Source organism: Streptococcus suis YS56, assembly GCF_000440115.1.
Lineage (GTDB): Bacteria > Bacillota > Bacilli > Lactobacillales > Streptococcaceae > Streptococcus > Streptococcus suis_L.
Genome location: NZ_ALMY01000026.1, coordinates 1 through 21,373 on the forward strand (window position 1 = coordinate 1; position 21,373 = coordinate 21,373).

Below are 21,373 nucleotides of genomic sequence, written 5' to 3' on the forward strand. Positions count from 1 at the left end.
GAAAAATACTTAAAAAATCCAATTCTATCAAGCGATTGAAGCGGATCGTGGAAAAATAAAGTGATAAAGTCGGGTGGTGATACTATCTCAATTCCTTTTTTATAAAAGAAAATAGGTGTAGGATAGTAGTAGGTGAGCTGTTTTATACAGAACTTGTGCTATAATAGATATAAAAAATTAAAAGGAGATAGAGATATGAAAACCATTCACACAGATAAGGCACCTGCAGCAATTGGCCCATACGTTCAAGGGAAGGTTGTTGGAAATTTCCTCTTTGCCTCTGGTCAAGTTCCTTTGTCACCTGAAACTGGTGAAGTGGTTGGTGAAACCATTCAGGAGCAGACTGAGCAAGTCTTGAAAAATATCGCAGCAATTTTAACAGAAGCAGGAACAGACTTTGACCATGTGGTGAAGACGACTTGTTTCCTAAAAGATATGAATGATTTTGTAGCCTTTAATGAAGTTTATAAAACAGCTTTCTCAGTAGATTTTCCAGCTCGTTCAGCGGTGGAAGTTGCTCGCTTGCCACGTGATGTTAAGGTTGAGATTGAAGTTATTGCAGTTATTGATTAGAAGAGAAAAGGAGGGAATGTCATGTCGGACAAACTCCATTTAGTGATTGTGACAGGGATGTCTGGAGCTGGTAAGACGGTAGCCATTCAGTCTTTTGAAGACTTGGGTTATTTTACCATTGATAATATGCCACCGACTCTCTTGCCAAAATTTTTAGAATTGATTCGCCATAGCCAGGATAACAATAAGATTGCTCTTGTTGTAGATATGCGGAGTCGCTCCTTCTTCTCGGAGATTCGAGAGGTGTTGGATGAGATTGAGGGGGCAGAGGATTTAGATTTTAAAGTCCTATTCTTGGATGCGACGGATAGTGAATTGGTTGCTCGCTATAAAGAAACTCGTCGTTCCCATCCTTTGGCGGCTGATGGTCGTGTTTTGGACGGGATTCAGCTAGAGCGTGAACTTTTGGCTCCCTTGAAAAATATGAGTCAAAATGTTATTGATACGACAGAGCTGACTCCTCGCAATCTGCGTAAGGAAATCTCGGAGCAGTTTGCTAGTCAAGATAATCAACCGTCGTTTCGCATAGAAGTGATGTCCTTTGGTTTCAAATATGGGCTACCTCTGGATGCAGACTTGGTTTTTGACGTTCGGTTCCTACCAAATCCCTACTACAAGTTAGAGTTGCGGAATCTTACAGGACTAGATCAGCCTGTCTTTGACTATGTCATGGACCATCAGGAATCAGAAGAATTTTACAGTCATCTTCTCGGCTTGATTGAGCCAATTCTGCCTGGTTACCAGAAGGAAGGAAAATCTGTCCTGACTATAGCTGTTGGTTGTACGGGTGGTCAGCATAGAAGCGTAGCCTTTGCTAAACGTTTGGCAGACGATTTAGAGAAAAATTGGAATGTCAATCGTAGTCATCGTGATAAGGACAGACGGAAGGAGACGGTCAACCGCTCATGAGAAAACCTAAAATTACTGTGATTGGTGGCGGAACAGGGATTCCGGTGATTCTAAAAAGTTTGCGGGACAAGGATGTCGATATTACAGCCATCGTGACGGTGGCAGATGATGGTGGATCCTCTGGTGAGATCCGTCAAGCCTTGCAGGTCACACCTCCGGGTGATTTGCGGAATGTCCTCTTGGCTATGTCCGATATGCCCAAGTTGTATGAACAGATTTTCCAGTACCGCTTCGCAGATTCGGATGGACCGCTGGCTGGGCATCCTCTGGGCAATCTCATCATCGCTGGGATTTCCGAGATGCAGGGTTCAACCTATAATGCTATGCGACTCTTGACCCGCTTTTTCCATACGACAGGGCGGATTTATCCTTCTAGTGAACAGGCCCTGACCCTTCATGCGGTCTTTACAGATGGGACCAAGGTTTCTGGTGAGAGTAAGATTGCCAAACACGAGGGCATGATTGGCCATGTTTATGTGACCAATTCCTACAATGACGATGAGCCTAAGGCTAGTCGTCAGGTGGTAGAAGCTATCATGGAGAGTGATATGGTGGTCTTGGGACCGGGATCGCTCTTTACTTCCATCCTTCCTAATCTCATGATTTCAGACATCGGCAAGGCATTGAAAGAAACCAAGGCAGAAGTGACCTATGTCTGCAATATCATGACCCAGCGTGGTGAGACGGAGTTCTTCACGGATGCTGACCACGTGACCGTATTGAATGGTCATTTGGGCGAAAAGTTTATCGATACGGTTTTGGTTAATAGTGAACCTGTTCCACAGGATTACATGAATACCCACAAGTTTGATGAATACTTGGTACAGGTAAAACACGATTTTGCAGGTTTGCAAAAACAGGCTAATCGTGTGATTTCTTCGAATTTTCTTCGTTTGGAAAATGGCGGGGCTTTCCATGATGGTGACTTGGTGGTAGAAGAGTTGCTAAAGATTTTGCAGGTGCGGTCATGAGTTTTACAGTACAAGTAAAGGAAGAATTGCTGCTTCAGTCTAGCCAAAATAAGAGCGAGCTATCTGCTATTATCAAATTATCAGGGAGTTTGGGCTTAGCTTCATCAGGCTTGACTCTTTCTATCAGCACGGAAAATGCAAAGATTGCCCGTCACATTTATGAACTGTTACTTCGTTTCTATCAGATTAAGGCTGAGATTCGCCATCATCAAAAAACTAATCTCAAAAAGAATCGTGTGTATGCAGTTTTGATAGAAGACGGTGTGAATGAGATATTGAACGATTTGCATTTGGCTGATAGTTTCTTTGGATTAGAGACGGGGATTTCTCCCTTGGTTTTGGAAAATGATTCATGGAGTCAAGCCTATCTTCGTGGAGCATTTTTAGCGGCAGGCTCTGTTAAAAATCCTGAAAAAGGAAAATACCAGCTTGAAATAGCTTCTGTCTATAGTGACCATGCCAATGACCTGGCCAATCTGATGCAGAAATTTCTTTTGGATGCCAAAGTCATTGAGCGAAGTAAGGGAACCATTACCTATCTGCAACGTGCAGAGGACATTATGGATTTTCTTTTGGTGATTGGAGCAGAAGAGGCAAAGACAGAATTTGAGAATGTTAAATTGCTTCGTGAGGCTCGCAATGATCTAAATCGAGCTACCAATGCGGAAGCTGCTAATATTGCAAAGACGGTCAATGCTAGTATGAAAACAATTAATAATATTATCAAAATTATGGATACTATCGGTCTAGATCAGTTGTCAGGTGACTTGCAGGAGATTGCCCAGTTGCGAATTCAGCATCCAGACTATTCCATTCAGCAATTGGCGGATAGTCTAACGGTACCGATCACTAAAAGTGGTGTCAACCATCGTTTGCGGAAAATCAATAAGATTGCGGATGAATTATAATACTTAGAACCAGTTCCATGTGGGCTGGTTTTTTAGATTATTATATGAAATTACGGAATATTATTAGAATTATATCTTAATATATGTTAGAATGTGTAGAGAAATACTTTGATTAGAATGGAGAGAGTGATGATTACGAACGAACAATACAACTTTCTTCGAAACCATCCTGCGTTTGAAAACTTCTCAAGGGAAAGTTTCGATCAATTAGCTAAGCATATTCGTTTTCGAAAGATTCCTAAGGGACAAATCTTTTTTTACGCAGAGGATCCTAGAGATTATCTATTTGTATTGTATAAGGGCTATGCTCGGATTGAACAATATGATGAGACGGATAGTTTTACGTATTTAGACTATATTCGGCAGGGTGGTGCCTTTCCATTTGGAGATATGTTTCAGGACAAACCTTATCATTATACTGCCATTGCCATAACGGACCTAGAGTATTTTATTGTGCCGATGGTCTTGTTTGAAACCTTGTCGAAGATAAATCCTAGTCAAATGGTCTATATCTGTCAAAAATTATCCAAAGTGCTTCGTTTTCAAGAGTTGCGCTTGCGAAATGCGATGAGATCCAAAGCTTCAGAACGAGTTATACAGGCTTTAGCACTTTTGTACTGGGATATGTGTCAGCGGGATGGCTATGACACACTTCCATTTGATATTCATATTCAGGAAATTTCTCGCCTTGCTGCAACGACTAGGGAAACGGTCAGCCATGTTTTGAAGCAACTGAAACAGGATGGTAAAATTGCTTATAGCCATAAACAGTTAACTTATTTAGATATTGATTATTTCTTAGAAAATTTGTCAGAAACTCACTGAAGTTTCTGTTTTTTTATAAAAAAATAAAAATTCACATAATGATATAATAGAAAGAATTATGCAGAATATAGGTGACACAATCGATAATTATTTATAAACAAAGTCAATAATGTGAAGAATTTCTCAAAATAAATGTGAGCGTTTTCAAGTTTTTGATTTTGTTCTCTGTTACACTATGGTTGTAAAGGAAATGAGAGCGGGGGAAGCGTACGGTCCACTATCATTTCCAATCAAGTAATACTCAATGAAAATCAAAATCAGACTAGGCGACGAAGATGAAGATAGAACTGAAGTTCATCAAATCGAGGCAACAACGTATGAGTTTGATTTTCGAAGAGTATAAAAAAATATTAGGAGGACAGATCATGTCAAACCATCCAATTCATGTTTTTTCAGAAATTGGTAAGCTGAAAAAAGTTATGTTACACAGACCAGGTAAGGAAATTGAAAACCTCATGCCTGACTACCTAGAACGCCTACTCTTCGATGATATTCCATTCTTGGAAGATGCTCAAAAAGAACACGATGCATTCGCACAAGCATTACGAGATGAAGGAGTCGAAGTTCTCTACCTTGAACAATTGGCTGCTGAATCCTTAGTAACACCTGAAATTCGTGAGCAATTTATTGATGAATACCTAGAAGAAGCAAATATTCGTGGTCGTGCTACTAAGAAAGCCATCCGCAAACTGTTGCTAGCTATTGAAGACAACAAAGAGTTGGTAGAGAAAACGATGGCGGGTGTTCAGAAAGCTGAGTTACCGGAAGTCCCTGCTGAAGAAAAAGGTTTGACAGATCTGGTCGAATCATCCTACCCATTTGCAATTGACCCAATGCCAAACCTTTACTTCACACGGGATCCATTTGCTACGATTGGTAATGCTGTTTCTCTTAACCACATGTATTCAGAAACACGGAACCGTGAAACCTTGTATGGTAAATATATCTTCACTCATCACCCAGAATATGGTGGAAAAGTTCCATTGGTTTACAATCGTGAAGAAACTACTCGTATCGAGGGTGGGGACGAATTGGTTCTTTCAAAAGATGTTTTGGCAGTAGGTATTTCACAACGTACCGATGCTGCTTCTATTGAAAAACTATTGGTAAATATCTTTGAACAGCATGTTGGCTTCAAGAAAGTATTGGCATTCGAATTTGCTAACAACCGTAAATTCATGCATTTGGATACTGTCTTTACCATGGTTGACTATGATAAGTTTACGATCCACCCAGAAATTGAAGGTGACCTTCGTGTCTTCTCTGTAACCTATGAAAATGATACGCTTCATATTGAAGAAGAACATGGTGACTTGGCAGAACTTTTGGCTGCGAACCTTGGTCTTGAAAAAGTAGAATTGATCCGTTGTGGTGGCGGTGATATGGTTGCTGCTGGTCGTGAGCAATGGAATGATGGTTCAAATACATTGACCATTGCACCAGGTGTGGTAGTTGTTTACAAACGCAATACGATTACCAATGCAATCCTCGAGTCCAAAGGGCTTCGTTTGATTAAGATTGGCGGAAGCGAATTGGTTCGCGGTCGTGGTGGACCTCGTTGTATGTCAATGCCGTTTGAACGGGAAGACATCTAATGCCAAGTATAGAACGAACAACAATCGGTTCGGAAGAATGGCAACGCGCAGCCTCTATCTATGTCCGCTATAAGGTATTTGTTCTTGAGCGTGGCATTGCAAAGGAAGATGAATTTGACCAGAATGATACGGAAGGAAGAGTTTACGCCAATCTATTTATTGGTGAGGAGCCTGTTTCAACGGGACGTTTTCTTTCTGTCAGTCCTGGTCAAGCTCGTCTAACCCGAATAGCCACTCTACCGAATTTTCGTGGAAAAGGCTATGGAAAAATGATTATCAGCTCTTTGGAAGCTTATGCACGTGAAACAGGCTTTCGTCAGTTGGATATACATTCGGAGTTAACTGCAAAGACTTTTTATGAGTCAGTCGGCTACCAAGTAACTTCTGAAGTTTATCAAGAAGATGGAGAATGGTGCCAGACATTGACAAAATTTATTTAAACATTAGGAGAAGAGACAATGACAAACGTATTTAAAGGCAGACATTTCCTTGCAGAAAAAGATTTTACTCGTGCAGAGTTGGAATGGTTGATTGATTTTTCAGCTCATTTGAAAGATTTGAAAAAACGCAATATTCCACACCGTTATTTGGAAGGTAAAAATATTGCTCTCTTGTTTGAAAAAACATCAACACGTACTCGTGCTGCCTTCACAGTAGCATCCATTGACCTTGGTGCCCATCCAGAATATCTTGGTGCAAATGACATCCAACTTGGTAAGAAAGAATCTACAGAAGATACTGCTAAAGTTTTGGGACGCATGTTCGACGGTATTGAATTCCGTGGTTTCAGTCAAAAGATGGTGGAAGAATTAGCAGAATTCTCTGGTGTGCCAGTATGGAATGGTTTGACAGACGCATGGCACCCAACTCAAATGTTAGCTGACTACTTGACTGTCAAAGAAAACTTTGGCAAATTGGAAGGATTGACCTTGGTATACTGCGGTGATGGTCGTAACAACGTTGCCAACTCACTGTTGGTAACAGGTGCCATTCTTGGTGTCAATGTCCATATCTTCTCTCCAAAAGAACTCTTCCCAGAAGAAGAAGTAGTTGCCTTGGCTGAAGGTTTTGCGAAAGAAAGTGGAGCACGTGTTCTCATTACTGACAATGCTGACGAAGCAGTCAAAGGCGCAGATGTTCTCTATACAGACGTTTGGGTATCAATGGGTGAGGAAGATAAATTCGCTGAACGCGTTGCCCTCTTGAAACCATACCAAGTGAATATGGAATTGGTGAAAAAAGCAGAAAATGAAAATCTCATCTTCTTGCACTGCTTACCTGCCTTCCATGATACAAATACTGTTTATGGTAAAGATGTCGCTGAAAAATTCGGCGTAGAAGAAATGGAAGTAACAGACGAAGTATTCCGTAGCAAATATGCTCGTCACTTCGACCAAGCTGAAAACCGTATGCACACAATTAAAGCGGTGATGGCGGCTACTTTAGGGGATCCATTTGTTCCACGTGTGTAAAATCTAGTCATCGCACCTCCTGGGGCTGTAACCCAGCCCCTTTTCTTAGATATGAAAATGAAAGCGATTTCTAAAATGTGAAAGAGAGGCGAAAACATAAGATATGGCAAATCGTAAAATTGTAGTAGCCTTGGGTGGCAATGCCATTTTATCGTCTGACCCATCGGCTAAAGCACAAAAAGAGGCCTTGGTACAAACTGCCAAGCACCTTGTAAAATTGATAAAAAATGGGGATGACCTTATTATCACGCATGGTAATGGTCCTCAAGTTGGAAATTTACTTCTTCAAAACCTTGCTGCTGATTCGGAAAAGAACCCAGCTTTTCCACTAGACAGTTTGGTAGCCATGACAGAAGGATCTATTGGCTTCTGGTTGCAAAATGCCTTGGAAAATGAATTGATCAAGGAAGGCATTGAAAAGGATGTAGCTTCCGTCGTTACCCAGGTTATCGTGGATAAGAATGATCCAGCCTTTGAAAATTTGACCAAGCCGATTGGACCATTCTATACAGAAGAAGAAGCGAAAGCAGAAGCAGAAAAGACTGGAGCAACCTTCAAAGAAGATGCCGGTCGTGGCTGGCGCAAAGTCGTTGCTTCCCCAAAACCTGTAGGAATCAAAGAAATTGGTACTATTCGTACCCTTCTCAATGCAGGTGAAGTTGTCGTAGCTGCTGGTGGTGGAGGTATTCCAGTTGTCCAAGAAGTAGATGGCACCCTGACCGGTGTGGAAGCAGTTATCGATAAGGACTTTGCTTCCCAATGTTTGGCAGAATTGGTTGACGCAGACTTGTTTATCGTCTTGACCGGTGTAGACTATGTCTTTGTTAACTACAACAAACCAGACCAAGAAAAATTAGAAACTGTTACTGTGGCTGAATTGGAAGAATACATCAAACAAAATCAATTCGCACCAGGTTCCATGCTACCGAAAGTTGAAGCAGCTATTGCTTTTGTAAACAATAAGCCGCAATCAAAAGCAGTCATTACCTCATTAGAAAACTTAGGCGCTTTGATTGAATCCGATAGCGGTACTATCATTGTCAAGGGCTAAGCAGCTGTATGTATCGTTGAGGCTTCTATTTGTTGATGTACTCTGCATGAAAATATAGTTTTTAAACTAGACGGGTTATTTATTGATGGAGTTAGGGGAGTGGAAGTGTTGATAGTCCTACAAGGGTTCCCTTTAATCGAAACATGAAGGTCTGGGCTTCTAAGCTTCCTCCCCCCTTATCCATTTCCTATCAAGTATCTATCTATAAGCAATGATTTCAGATAATAGACTGAAGGAGATAGACATCTCTTGAAGATAGGTGGATATTTGATACGGTTATTACGGATACAATTTCCCTTAAATAGGGGATAAACTTTTAAAATATTATAGGAGGTTTTTGCGATGAGCGAAAAAGTGAAAAAAGGCTTTAAATTGCCTTCGTCTTATACAATATTGATGCTCATTATTGCCTTTATGGCAGTGATGACATGGGTTATTCCAGCAGGTCAATATCAGGTGGATGAAGCTGGAAATTTGGTGGCTGGTACCTATGAGAAGGTTGCTCAAAATCCACAAGGGATTTACGATGTTTTTATGGCTCCAGTTCGTGCCATGCTTGGTCATGGTGCCACGGATGCAGCGATTAGCGTAGCATTCTTCATCATCATGGTTGGTGCCTTTCTTGGTGTAGTTAACGAAACAGGTGCACTTGATGTAGGGATTGCTTCTATTGTAAAACGCTTCAAAGGTCGTGAAAAAATGTTAATTTACATTCTCATGCCTTTGTTTGCCTTGGGAGGCTCAACCTATGGTATGGGTGAAGAAACAATGGCTTTCTTCCCGCTCCTTGTTCCTGTTATGATGGCGGTTGGTTTTGACAGTATTACTGGTGTAGCCATCATCTTGCTGGGTTCTCAAATCGGCTGTTTGGCTTCTACTGTAAACCCATTTGCAACGGTTGTAGCCTCTGATGCAGCAGGTGTAAGTGTTGCGGATGGTATGATCTGGCGCTTGGTCTTCTTCGTTGTCATTCTTGCGATGGGAATTGCCTTTGTAGCCAACTATGCTGAGAAAGTGAAAAACGATCCGACTAAGTCCTTGGTTTACAAACAGCGTGAAGCAGATATGCAACACTTTAATGTCGCAGCAACTCAAGAAGTGAATGCAGAATTATCACCAGCTCAAAAACGTGTTCTCTGGGTATTTGTACTAACATTTGTTCTCATGATTTGTAGCTTTATTCCATGGGAAGATTTGGGTGTGACTATCTTTACACAATTTAATGATTGGTTGATTGGTCTTCCATTCATCGGTCAAGTGATTGGTTCTTCAACAGCTGCTCTTGGTACTTGGTACTTCCCAGAAGGAGCAATGCTCTTTGGTATCGCAGGGATTGTAGTTGGTTTAGTTTATGGTATGAGTGAAGAACGTTTGGTAAAATCCTTCATGTTCGGTGCGGCTGATATTTTCAGCGTAGCTTTGATTTGTGCTATCGCGCGTGGTATTCAAGTCATCATGAACGATGGTATGATTACTGCCACTATTCTCCACATGGGCGAAGAAGGATTGCAAGGTTTGTCTTCACAAGTATTCATCATTTTGACCTATCTCTTCTACCTACCAATGTCCTTCTTGATTCCATCTTCATCAGGTCTTGCAGGGGCTTCTATGGGTATCATGGCACCTCTTGGTGAGTTTGTAAATGTACCAGCGAGCTTGGTTATCACAGCTTTCCAAGCTGCATCAGGTCTCTTGAACTTGGTAGCTCCAACATCAGGTATTGTAATGGGAGCCTTGGCACTTGGTCGTGTTGAAATTGGTACTTGGTATAAATTTGTAGGTAAGTTAATCGTAGGCATCATGATTGCCTCCATAGCTATTTTGGTCATTGCGACATTCTTCTAATCGAAATTCTGGGTCAGATTTTATCACGAATACAGATAAAATTTGGCTCAGTTTTTCCTTTTATGATAGAATAGTGCTATAAAATATATCATATCTTATTATGTTGAAAGGGGACACAATGAGAACAAGTTTTATTCAGTCATCGCATCAGGAGGCATGTATTCAAGCCATCCAAGAACTGGTTGCTTTTCCTTCTGTTTTGCAAGAACATCAGGCAGATACGCCATTTGGTCAAGCGATTCAGGATGTTCTGGAGCACACGTTGGCATTGACAGAAAAAATGGGTTTTAAAACTTATTTAGACCCTGCTGGCTATTATGGCTATGCTGAAATTGGACAAGGCGAAGAATTATTAGCAATACTTTGCCACTTAGATGTGGTACCTGCTGGTGATCTTAGTCAATGGCAGACGCTACCTTTTGAGGCTGTGGTAGAGGGAGACTATATTATTGGACGCGGGGTTCAGGATGATAAAGGTCCTTCGATGGCGGCTTTATTTGCAGTAAAAGCACTTCTTGATGCGGGAGTCCAATTTAACAAACGGATTCGTTTCATTTTTGGAACAGATGAAGAGACTTTATGGCGGTGTATGAACCGCTACAATCAGTTGGAAGAAGTGGCAACTATGGGCTTTGCACCAGATTCTTCCTTCCCTTTGACTTATGCTGAAAAAGGATTGCTACAGGCCAAATTGCATGGTCCAGGGCACCCTTGTCTGAGTATCGAAGCGGGAACTGCCTATAACGTAGTACCTGCCAAGGCAAGCTATTCTGGTCATTTATTAGCAGGGGTTATTGCGGAATTAGATCAATTAGGCTTTGATTATGAAACCAAAGATGATCAAGTAACGGTTCTTGGTATTTCTCGGCACGCCAAGGATGCTGCCGAGGGGGTCAATGCCATCGTTCGTTTGGCAAAGGCCTTGGAACATTTCGAAAGTCATCCAGCCTTGGACTTTATCGTCAATGCAGTTGGTGAAGATGCCACAGGATTTAAGCTTTTTGGTGATGTGACTGATGAACCATCAGGGACACTCAGTTTCAATATTGCAGGTCTAACCATTAGCGCAAAAAAATCAGAAATTCGCTTGGACATTCGTATTCCTGTCACTGCGGATAAAGAAGCCCTAGTTTCTACTTTACAAGCCAAAGCGCAATCATGTGGCTTGACCTATGAAGAGTACGACTACCTTGCTTCCTTGTATGTGCCATTAGACAGCCAGCTGGTATCTACGCTCATGTCTGTTTATCAAGATAAGACAGGAGATTTAACAAGCGTGCCAATCTCGTCAGGTGGGGCTACCTTTGCTCGTACTATGCCAAACTGTGTGGCCTTTGGTGCATGTTTTCCAGATACAGAACAAACAGAGCATCAGGAAAATGAACGCATGCCATTAGAAGACTTATATAAAACAATGGATATTTATGCTGAGGCAGTCTATCGCCTAGCTGCGGAATAGCCGTTATCAGCATTGAATATTAAAATACAGTTTAAAAGCTCTTAGTGAAATATCTAAGGGCTTTTCTTATGAAGAATAACATTAAAAAGATGAGATAGAAATGTGTCACTGTTTACAAGAAGTATACAAAAATATATGAAAGTGTGACTTATTATATGCTGTTTTAGAAATAGACCCCATCTGCATATAGAATAAGTCAAGTTAGACTATTCTACAATAAAACGCTTACATGTTATATTTGTGACAGAAATGCGATCGCACATCAACCAGTAAACTGAATTTTGAGTCTTATACGAGACCAAATAGGTTTACAAACTGCTTTATTTTGGCTATAGGTAGGATAAACTTGCAGATTTTATAGGAGGAAATAATGAAAAAAGAAACAAGTAAGTTTACGAAAAAAGTCATCCTTGGTCAGCTTCTTATCTGTACCAGTTTTTTGGTATGGGCAGGACAGACCGTTGCAGCAGAGGAAGTGTCTTCGGGAGAATCAGTAGCAATCAACAATGATGTTCCCCCTACTATTGAAGCAAAACCACTTGTGGAAGCTACTTCATCAACTGAAATAGAACATTCAACTCCAGAAGAAAAACAGGAGGAACCAAAGGTAGTTGAGAAAAATGTGATAGAAGGAAAAGAGCCGACTACCAACAGTCAGCACTTGATGGCTTCAGAATTGACGACCATTCCTTCGGTTGCCATAAAAAATCCAGAGAAAGCAACGGATGGTGTGGCTTACGGTAGTTCAGATGATGCCAGCAACAATACAAAAATTATTGCAGGTGAAGAAACGGGAGGTGCTGATAATGGTTATTCTCAGTGGGATCATGTCTATGTTCAGTATGACTTTGAAAAGGAAGTTCCTGTCCATACTGTAACTATTTACCGTAATACCTATGAAAATGCAATCTCTACATTTAAAGATGTTAAGGTCGAGTTGTCTACTAGCGCAGACTTTTCTCCTGAAACTACGAGGGTCATCTTCGAACAGGCAGATGTAGAAGAGACAGTAACAAACAAGGGGAAACCACAAGTTATTCAACTCCTGTCACCGTTTGATGCACGTTATAGTCATTTAGTTTATCTTTGATTACTTCGTTAACTCGCTTTGCCGTACTCCAGTACAGCCTGCAGCTCGTTGCCTTGTACTAAAAGCAAACTAAACGACTATATATGCGTATTTGGGGACGGGGGCATTATATCCAAAATACAAACAGTTCCTGGAAGGGATATAGTAATGGCGTTCTCTTCAACGAGATAGAAGTCTTGGCGCAGGTTGAAGCAGACGGAAGTGTAAACGAAAATCCACAGACCGAGCTGGTCAATCTTGCCGAATTGAAGAAGCCATATTTTTATGGAAAAGCTCCCACCAATCCAGAAGCCATTAATGATGGCAAATTTGATGAGAATTATACTACTCAGGAATCAAAAGGCATGGGAGCCTATCTCCAGTATGAATTTAAAAATGTCTACACTATCGAGGAAATCAAGGTTCAATTAGCTCCAGGGACCTATTCTCATTTTCGTGTAGATTTAGATGATGATTACAATGCAGGGAACACCTATAAAACAGTTTATCAAGCAAGCAATCTTTCTGTGAATGAAGGGGAGATTTTGACGCTCGCGGTTCCGAAAGGCTCTAAAGCAAGATACGTTCGATTTACAGGGGAATCTGCTGACGGAGAAGCACTCCGTTATTCAGAAATCCAAATTATGGGACGAGGAAAATCTTATGACGAATCTGCTCCAGAATACGTTCCACCAAAATCTGAATACGATACATTAGTCTGGTCTGATGAATTTAATGGCGACAAGATTGATGAAAGTAAATGGCAAATTATTGATGGCATGTGGAATCATGCGGCTATATACAATCGTAAAGCAGTTTCTATCAAAAAAGATGGTGACAAGAGCTATTTGTCTATCCGTAGCACGAACCATAAGGATAAAAAAGCTTTGGTTGAAGCAGTTGGGCACGATCGGTATGATGATAAAGAATTACCAGATAAAGTAACATGGTCTTCTGGTCGCCTAGAATCTAAAGATAAGTATTCTTTCCAATTTGGTCGAATGGCTGTTCGAGCTAAGGTAAATGACTCTAAGGGAATCTGGCCTGCTATTTGGATGTTGGCACAGGATGAGACCGGGCATGACGAAATTGACGTTTTGGAATACCTTGGTCAAAATCCATGGGATGCATGGACAACTAACCATTTTGGTATTTTGGCAAAAAATAAAAAATCTGATGGCTCAGCTTATAAGAATTACGAAGCTTGGAGTCAGGAATTCCATGTCTACGAAGTCGAATGGACTCCAGATGTTATCAAATGGTATATTGATGGAAAATTTGTTTTCCAAACCATGCGTGGTAAGGCTAGGGATGGTATGCATACCCGCCCTATGTTCCCAATACTGGAAACCCAAGTTGGTGATGACTGGGCTGGTGACGTTGACTATAGCAAAAATATGACTAAGCAAGATAGTGAATACCTGATTGACTGGGTACGTGTTTACCAAAAAGCAGGACAAGACAAGGTTTACTTTGATAATCTAGACGATGCAACTGCTAGTGACTATACAATTAAACCAAGTGAGAAACGTGGTCAATTAGTATCAGTTTCACACGGTCAGGCTGCGCATGAAAATAACTTTTATTATGGAGGGCAACCACGTTACGAAACAAGTCGTCTATATGCAGATGGTCAAGATGAGAATGCACTCATTTATAAGGTGAATGATCCAAAAGCACTCCATCTTACAACCTATTATAAAACCTTGGAAGATTATGCAGTATACAATGATAAGGCATGGGCCAAGGAAGGAAAATCTATTCGTAAACACTTGGTTGGAGCAGCTGAAGGGGCAATTGATTTTACCGTCTATTCATCTGTTGATGGGAAAACTTGGAATAAGGAAACAACAAGCGTAGTTGATAATTTTGTAGAGGCGACACCAGCCTATGCACGTACGACATTTGATATTAGAGACATCCGAAGAGAAACCAAGTATATCAAGATTGTCTTTCCAGAATTATCAGGTATATCCTATAAATTGGAAAGCGGAGCTGAAAAAGCAGTGGTTGCTAGTGATGTTCAACTGGCAAAAGTTACCTTTGTAGCTGCAGACCCAAGTGCAGAGCCAGAAAAAACGATTGTTGAGGAACGTAAATTAAGTTTATCCAAAGTTTTCTCTCTAGATGCTGGCCGTAAATATTTCTCAGTTGACCAATTAAAAGAGATTGTTGATTTGGCCTCTTATTATGGTTATACAGATTTGCACCTATTGGTGGGTAATGATGTCATGCGATTCCTATTGGATGATATGGAATTGATGGTTGGTGATAAGACCTATACCAGCGATGCGGTGAAGCAGACTCTTATCAATGGAAATAATCATTATTACAATGATCCAAATGGAAATCATCTTACCCAGGCAGAGATGGATGAACTGATTGCTTATGCTAAGGCAAGTAATGTTCGTTTGATTCCAGCTGTAAATAGCCCGGGACATATGGATGCTATGTTAGAAGCCATGGAAGAGCTTGGTATCCCATCTCCTAAATTTACTTACAACGGTAAAACTTCTGCGCGAACAGTTGGCTTAAATAACAAAGAAGCGATTGCTTTTACCAAAGCACTAATTGATAAATATGCTGGATATTTTTCAGATAAGGCCAAAATTTTCAATATCGGTCTGGACGAATATGCAAATGATGCTACAAATGCGTCGGGCTGGCGTATCCTTCAATCTCAGGGAGACTATGGCAAATTTATTCAATATGCCAATGATTTAGCAGCTATCGTCAAGAAGCATGGTTTAGAGCCAATGGCTTTCAATGACGGTATCTATTATAACCACGATACTAGTTCAGGTACTTTTGATAAAGACATTATTGCTTCTTTCAGGACTGGTGGCTGGAGAGGATATGACGTTGCCTCATCTAAGTTTCTTGCTGACAAAGGCCATAAGATTTTAAATACCAATGATGCTTGGTACTATGTTATTGGACGTGAAGCAGAAGGTTGGGGATGGTATAATCTTGATCAGGGTCTGCGTGGAATTGAATCAACACCACTGGAAGTTGTTCACAAAAATGAAAACTCAGAGATACCGGTAATTGGTAGTATGGTTGCTGTCTGGGCAGATGATCCAAGCAAAGAATACAGTTACGATTCTGTTCATCGCCTCATGTACGAGTTTGTAATGGCGAATCCAACTTACTTTTTAGCTGATTATGTTGATTTGCACGAAGAAATTGGTAAGCTTCCTGCTGATTTGAGTGATTATAGTCCAGATAGCGTAGCAAACTTAAAAGAGGTTTTAGACAAGATTGACTGGAAACTCAGTAAAAATAACCAGGCATTTGTAGATGGTTATTTAGCAGAGGTAAAAGCTGCGCGTGAAGCGTTAGTTCCTCTGCCACCACTAGTGACAGCAAAAGGAGATAGCGTCAAAGCGGAGCCCTTACCAGTAGGGCAGCTACCTTTGATTACCGCTAAGGGAAAAAGTGTCCAAGCAGAACCACGTGCCGCCTTTAAGGGATACCTGACACCAAACTATGGTCCCTCTGTCACGCCTTTATCCCTTGTATCAAAACCAAGCAGTGAGCAGTCAAATTCCAAGCAAGCAGCATCTCAGAAGAAAGAATTGCCAAATACAGGCGCAGTAGATGGTCTTGGATTCACTCTTCTTGGACTTATCGGCCTAGCAACTGCTAGTCGTCGGAGGAAAGAGGAGTAATATAGCCATCTGAGTGAATGTTCAGGGCTTTCTAATTGTAATGATGTAGTCATTTAGTTTTTCTTTCACTCGCTTTGCCGTACTTCAGTACAGCCTGCAGCTCATTGCCTTGTACAAAAAGTAATACTCAATAAAAATCAAAAATAGCAAGTCTAAGCTACTTATAACATGTGAAACCTTAATTTATAAGTTTGAGTTGAGGATTGTGGATTTCAAGTAGCTGTTTTCTTCTAAAAAAATAACAAAATCGAAACGCTCCATATCCACTTTGAGTGGTAGGTGGCTATTTTTGATTTTAAATGAGTATAAGCTAGAAGGCTATGAATAACAGGATAATTTTTTAGCAACTACTAAAAATCTCCCGTAATAAATCTTATTACGGGAGATTTTCGTTTATGAGTATAAAGGGAAGTTATTGATATTTGTTTGAAAAATTATCTTTAAAATTAAATATGTTGTTTGTGAACACAAATTTTTATAATTTACTAAAGAAAAATGGTGGAGTAAACTGTTTCAAGTGCTCGAAGCAAGCTTGTGCCCCCTCGACATCTTCACAAATGATGAGACAGACATCGTCACCGCAGACGGTTGCTACAATTTGAGGAATCTCCATGGCATCCAAAATAGAACCGAATGAGTTAGCCAATCCAGGTAGGGTCTTGAGAACCACTTGATGTTGGATAGGTTTTAGCATGACCAAAGCATCTTCCATATAGAGTCGCAGTCGTTTTTCCCAGCGAGTAGGAGCAATGGGGTTGATGACATAGTGAGAAGAATCATCTTCGTTGACTTTGACAAGATTGAGCATCTTGATGTCACGGGAGAGGGTAGATTGGGTGACGGAGACTCCATTGACCTCTAGTAATTCTTGCAATTCCTGCTGGGTGTGTATTTTCTTCTCCATGATTAGAGACAGGATCAGCTGATGGCGACTTTCAATCTTATTCATAGGGCCCTCCTTGAGATGTAAGGAAAATAAAATCTGAACTCAGAATAATTTGGTGATAACAGCCTATTGAATGAACATTGCATCCCCAAAACTAAAGAAGCGGTAGCGTTCTTCAACAGCATGTTTATAGGCATCTAACGTAAATTCTCTACCTGCAAAGGCAGAAACTAGCATAACCAAAGTAGATTTTGGCAGGTGGAAATTGGTTGAGAAGGCATCAACAATTCGGAAGGTGTAGCCAGGTTTGATGAAGATATTTGTCCAACCAGAATCAGCTTCCAAACGGCCATCAAATTTATTACCGATGGTTTCGAGGGTGCGGATGGATGTTGTGCCGACTGCGACGATACGCCCACCGCTATCTTTGACCTGATTGAGAGTTTGAGCAGCTTCAGCTGATAGGTTATAGAATTCCGAGTGCATTTCATGCTCATCAACGTTATCAACAGAGACTGGTCGGAAGGTCCCAAGCCCAACGTGAAGAGTCAGATAGACTAGTTTCACTCCTTTAGCTTCGATTTTTTCGAGTAATTCTTGGGTGAAATGTAGTCCAGCAGTTGGAGCTGCGGCAGAACCGTTTTCCTTGGCATAAACTGTTTGATAGCGTTCACGGTCTTCTAATTTTTCATGAATGTAAGGTGGAAGTGGCATTTCGCCTAGGCTTTCCAAGACTTCAAGGAAGATACCTTCATAGGAGAATTCAACTATTCTTCCACCGTGTTCTAATTCTTCTACGATAGTAGCAGTTAATCGTCCGTCACCAAAAGCGACTGTGGTACCGACTTTCAGACGTTTTGCTGGTTTGGCAAGAACTTCCCACTGATCACCTTGGGTATTTTTCAAAAGCAAAAGCTCAACATGTCCCATAGTTTCAGGTTTGTAGCCATAGAGACGGGCAGGCAGAACACGTGTATTGTTCATGACCAGAGCATCACCAGGATTCAGCTGATCGATGATATGGTCAAAGTGACTGTCAACCATGCTCCGTTCTTCGCGGTCGAGGATCAATAGTTTAGAGCTGTCACGCTTTTCAAGGGGAACTTGAGCGATAAGCTCTTCAGGTAAATCAAAATCAAAATCTGCAGTATTCATATTCACTCCTTAGACTAAAATAAAATATAGGTAAAATAAATCAATAGGGCAAATGGCAAAGCCACCAATAGACTACCAATCAGGTAGAAAATAAACTTTAAGACCTTTGATTTAGAAATAAAATAGCCAGTAAGGCAGAACAGAATACCAATAAAAAATAAGTAAAAAAGCACATCTGTCATAAATGTATTATATCATAGTTAGACACTTAAGTCTTGATGGATGGGAAGAGAATTAAAATTATTCGTGTTGATGTAATACTCTATAAGTATAAATTCTTGACAAAAATTGGTCTATACCATATAATAAAGAAAAACAATAAATGGTATATACCAAAGAGGTGCGCTATGAAAATTCATGTAGTAAACAATCAAGTTGAAGGAGCAACTGTAGCATTAGATATTTTGAGAGAAAAATTGAACGGAGGTGCCAAGGTATTAGGTTTGGCAACAGGCTCCAGTCCGTTAGAATTTTACAGATTGATTCGTGAGTCGGATTTAGACTTTTCAGATGTGACATCTATAAACTTGGATGAGTATGTTGGTTTAGGTGAGGAGAGCGACCAATCCTATATCCATTTTATGAAGGAAAATCTTTTCAGTGCCAAACCGTTTAAACAATCTTTTTTACCGAATGGTTTGGCGACAGATGTAGTTGCTGAAACAGAACGTTACAATAAAATTCTGGCTGAATATCCAGTTGATTTCCAAATTTTGGGTATCGGTCGCAACGGCCATATCGGTTTCAACGAACCAGGTGCTCCATTTGATGGTCAAACTCACTTGGTTGACTTGGCACCGTCAACCATTGAAGCCAACGCCCGCTTCTTTGACAATCCAGAAGAAGTGCCAAAGCAGGCGATCTCCATGGGCATCGCCAACATTATGGCAGCCAAGACCATTGTCCTCATGGCTTATGGTCCTGAAAAAGCTGACGCCATTAAGGCGACTGTGGAAGGGGCAGTGACAGAGGAAGTTCCAGCAAGTGTCCTTCAAAACCATGACAATGTTGTTCTTATCCTCGACCAAGCCGCAGCGAGTAAATTAGTGTAGTATGTTGTAATCGATTATTCTTAGACATAAAGTTGGTTGTAACAGTACAATAAGTATAATTTCTGAATGAATCTAGGTTCTTTTTCCATTATGAATTTGACAAAAATTGTGAAAAGGCATGTAACTTATATTTTTAAGGGCATGCCTTTTGCTATTCTGATAATCCATATCAGTTGTTATATATTGAATGGATTATAACATTAAGTTGTATGTGAGAGAAAATTTCAACAAGAGGTATTGCTATCCTTTATCATGTTGAAAATTGATAGGGACAAGTGAAATGAGCGAAACAGTATCATTTTCTCTACGTTTCGTATAACGTTTTCATTTTTTTCAGGTAGTTTTCTGGTTTTTATATAATCTTTTTTTAAAGTTGGTTTTTGAGTTATTTTTTTGTGCTATACTGGCACTACATTGTCTAGAAAAGGGCGAATATTGTATAAAGGAGACGTTTCAAAAATGAAACGTATTGTAATAAAACGTAGTTATAAAGTTGGTCTGTGTGCTATGGCTCTTGCTCTTCTGATGAGCACTGCAGGTGGCGTAACTGCTGGTGCAAAAGATTACCATGTCACTTCATCTGGAGAACTGAAACCAATGAGCGAAGGAGTGTTTATGAAATTGGAATCTTCATCTAATTTCATTGAAAATGAAGGAATTATGGTGAAATCTATTAGTAGTCAGAATACTAATCCAAAAAATTTGAACGGGCCTTGGTATTGGAAATTTTGGGACAAAGTCAAACTGTTTTTCAAAAGATTTCGTGAAGGTTTTGGTATACAAAGATTATTTGGATTTAAATAGTCAATAATTAAAGTGTTATTCAAATGTTCATAATCTTGTAATATTTAGCGCAATTAATTTATAAACCTTCATATTAAAAAAACTAGTACTTTGTAAAAGGAGACACTACATGAAACGAGCTAATTCAAAACTAGCAGCTTTAACACTCATTACAACTCTTGCAGTTACCTCTGTTATTGGGACAACGGTGCATGCTGAGGAGAAAGTAACTGCTGGTCAGACTGTAGCAGGAAAACACAAACCGATTACGGATGAGCAACTTCAAAAAGCGATTGGAGATAGAAATCCAAATAATATTAAGATACAAGCAAAATTTGAAAATACCAAGTTCAAAAATCAAGAGATAAGTATTATTGGAACAGTTAAAACACAACAGCCAAAGACTCCTGAAAACTCTTCATGGTTTTGGGATCTTTGGAATCGTTTTACAACTTTTGTCAAAAATATTTTTAGCTAAGATTTCTATTTTTTGTTGACTTCATATGGATAGAGAACAGTGGTTCATGTGAGCTTTTATTCAAATGAAAAGCGTATGAAATATTGGAGAGATTTAGGCATCTAAATTAGAGATTGTGCAAGAAATTATGTAATAGACCTCACATTTTTTGCGGATGAGATGTTGACACGAATTCCATATTTCTTGGGTCTCGGTTGTAATTTTTCTTAGATAAATTAAAGAGTGAAAAGTTTAGGATATTGTAATTGTTCTAAACTTTTTACATTGCATTGATAAAAAATACAGTCTTTGTATAACAGGTATATTCTTGTATTTTTTAGTGAAAAAAGAAATAAATTGACAAAATTATGGTAAAATATGGGTTGATTTAAAATTAATCATTTAATGAATGGAATGAGTTCGAAGTAAGTCAAGATTGACTAGACATTGTATTTAAAGCAATTCACAAGAATAAGAGATGGAAGGAGATAGAACATGCAACATCCAGTTGTACGATTTATCTGTAGAACCCTGTTCTATTTTTTTATATTGTTACTACTTTTGTATCTGTATAGTTATTTAGACATTGGACAGGGAGGGTTTATCTATAATGAGTTTTAAGTCTAGTGGTAAAAAGTCAATAGAAAGTTGAGAAAATTCTAGTTGTTTTTTTAGAAAACAGGGTACACTAA

At 39.9% G+C, this 21,373-nt stretch carries 19 protein-coding genes; 17 read left to right on the forward strand and 2 right to left on the reverse strand.

Annotated features, from left to right (window positions below; all coding sequences use genetic code 11):
• Nucleotides 1-195: 195 nt before the first annotated feature.
• The 13 genes from SST62_RS0103855 to SST62_RS0103915 all read left to right on the forward strand — a co-directional run bounded on the left by SST62_RS0103855 (nucleotide 196) and on the right by SST62_RS0103915 (nucleotide 16,348).
• On the forward strand, nucleotides 196-573 hold the full coding sequence (locus tag SST62_RS0103855; protein WP_029186364.1) for a RidA family protein: 378 nt from the start codon (nucleotides 196-198) through the stop codon (nucleotides 571-573).
• A gap of 21 nt (nucleotides 574-594) precedes the next feature.
• Nucleotides 595-1,482, forward strand: a complete 888-nt coding sequence (gene rapZ, locus SST62_RS0103860; RefSeq protein ID WP_029186365.1) for an RNase adapter RapZ — start codon at nucleotides 595-597, stop codon at nucleotides 1,480-1,482.
• Nucleotides 1,479-2,453: a YvcK family protein gene (locus SST62_RS0103865; protein ID WP_029186366.1), complete on the forward strand. Its 975-nt coding sequence runs from the start codon at nucleotides 1,479-1,481 to the stop codon at nucleotides 2,451-2,453. Before rapZ ends, SST62_RS0103865 begins: the two co-directional genes overlap by 4 nt.
• Nucleotides 2,450-3,361, forward strand: a complete 912-nt coding sequence (gene whiA, locus SST62_RS0103870; RefSeq protein WP_029186367.1) for a DNA-binding protein WhiA — start codon at nucleotides 2,450-2,452, stop codon at nucleotides 3,359-3,361. The genes SST62_RS0103865 and whiA overlap by 4 nt, the downstream gene beginning before the upstream one ends.
• 129 nt (nucleotides 3,362-3,490) lie before the next feature.
• Entirely contained in the window at nucleotides 3,491-4,186 is a 696-nt protein-coding gene (locus SST62_RS0103875) for a Crp/Fnr family transcriptional regulator (RefSeq protein ID WP_029186368.1), read from the forward strand.
• Nucleotides 4,187-4,551: 365 nt separating this feature from the next.
• Complete coding sequence (gene arcA / locus SST62_RS0103880) at nucleotides 4,552-5,781, forward strand: arginine deiminase (RefSeq protein WP_029942554.1); 1,230 nt, start codon at nucleotides 4,552-4,554, stop codon at nucleotides 5,779-5,781.
• Entirely contained in the window at nucleotides 5,781-6,221 is a 441-nt protein-coding gene (locus SST62_RS0103885) for a GNAT family N-acetyltransferase (protein ID WP_079267420.1), read from the forward strand. The genes arcA and SST62_RS0103885 overlap by 1 nt, the downstream gene beginning before the upstream one ends.
• A gap of 18 nt (nucleotides 6,222-6,239) precedes the next feature.
• Complete coding sequence (argF, locus tag SST62_RS0103890; protein ID WP_011922164.1) at nucleotides 6,240-7,253, forward strand: ornithine carbamoyltransferase; 1,014 nt, start codon at nucleotides 6,240-6,242, stop codon at nucleotides 7,251-7,253.
• Nucleotides 7,254-7,356: 103 nt separating this feature from the next.
• Complete coding sequence (gene arcC / locus SST62_RS0103895; protein WP_029186371.1) at nucleotides 7,357-8,304, forward strand: carbamate kinase; 948 nt, start codon at nucleotides 7,357-7,359, stop codon at nucleotides 8,302-8,304.
• A gap of 342 nt (nucleotides 8,305-8,646) precedes the next feature.
• Nucleotides 8,647-10,149: a YfcC family protein gene (locus SST62_RS0103900; protein ID WP_029186372.1), complete on the forward strand. Its 1,503-nt coding sequence runs from the start codon at nucleotides 8,647-8,649 to the stop codon at nucleotides 10,147-10,149.
• 118 nt (nucleotides 10,150-10,267) lie between these two features.
• Nucleotides 10,268-11,608 carry a dipeptidase gene (locus tag SST62_RS0103905; RefSeq protein WP_029186373.1) on the forward strand — a complete coding sequence of 447 codons (1,341 nt, stop codon included), beginning with the start codon at nucleotides 10,268-10,270 and terminating at the stop codon, nucleotides 11,606-11,608.
• 370 nt (nucleotides 11,609-11,978) lie between these two features.
• The gene (locus SST62_RS1000000113090; RefSeq protein WP_050571891.1) at nucleotides 11,979-12,698 is read left to right on the forward strand and encodes a hypothetical protein; all 720 of its coding nucleotides are present in this window, start codon (nucleotides 11,979-11,981) and stop codon (nucleotides 12,696-12,698) included.
• Between the two features lie 89 nt (nucleotides 12,699-12,787).
• Nucleotides 12,788-16,348 carry a family 16 glycosylhydrolase gene (locus SST62_RS0103915; protein ID WP_416332981.1) on the forward strand — a complete coding sequence of 1,187 codons (3,561 nt, stop codon included), beginning with the start codon at nucleotides 12,788-12,790 and terminating at the stop codon, nucleotides 16,346-16,348.
• A gap of 475 nt (nucleotides 16,349-16,823) precedes the next feature.
• Here SST62_RS0103915 and SST62_RS0103920 read toward each other — a convergent pair whose 3' ends face one another.
• On the reverse strand, nucleotides 16,824-17,297 hold the full coding sequence (locus tag SST62_RS0103920; RefSeq protein WP_002941715.1) for an arginine repressor: 474 nt from the start codon (nucleotides 17,295-17,297) through the stop codon (nucleotides 16,824-16,826).
• A 63-nt stretch (nucleotides 17,298-17,360) separates the two neighbouring features.
• Nucleotides 17,361-18,389, reverse strand: a complete 1,029-nt coding sequence (gene queA, locus SST62_RS0103925) for a tRNA preQ1(34) S-adenosylmethionine ribosyltransferase-isomerase QueA (protein WP_024407557.1) — start codon at nucleotides 18,387-18,389, stop codon at nucleotides 17,361-17,363.
• 347 nt (nucleotides 18,390-18,736) lie between these two features.
• On the opposite strand from queA, the gene SST62_RS0103935 reads away from it, so the two are divergent.
• The 4 genes from SST62_RS0103935 to dltX all read left to right on the forward strand — a co-directional run bounded on the left by SST62_RS0103935 (nucleotide 18,737) and on the right by dltX (nucleotide 21,302).
• Nucleotides 18,737-19,441, forward strand: coding sequence for a glucosamine-6-phosphate deaminase (locus tag SST62_RS0103935; protein ID WP_029186374.1), 705 nt, complete (start codon nucleotides 18,737-18,739; stop codon nucleotides 19,439-19,441).
• Between the two features lie 459 nt (nucleotides 19,442-19,900).
• Nucleotides 19,901-20,245 carry an SSU0592/SSU0593 family protein gene (locus SST62_RS0103940; protein ID WP_029186375.1) on the forward strand — a complete coding sequence of 115 codons (345 nt, stop codon included), beginning with the start codon at nucleotides 19,901-19,903 and terminating at the stop codon, nucleotides 20,243-20,245.
• A gap of 109 nt (nucleotides 20,246-20,354) precedes the next feature.
• Complete coding sequence (locus SST62_RS0103945; protein WP_029186376.1) at nucleotides 20,355-20,702, forward strand: hypothetical protein; 348 nt, start codon at nucleotides 20,355-20,357, stop codon at nucleotides 20,700-20,702.
• A gap of 474 nt (nucleotides 20,703-21,176) precedes the next feature.
• Entirely contained in the window at nucleotides 21,177-21,302 is a 126-nt protein-coding gene (gene dltX / locus SST62_RS1000000112040; RefSeq protein WP_002937209.1) for a teichoic acid D-Ala incorporation-associated protein DltX, read from the forward strand.
• The last annotated feature ends 71 nt before the right edge of the window (nucleotides 21,303-21,373 follow it).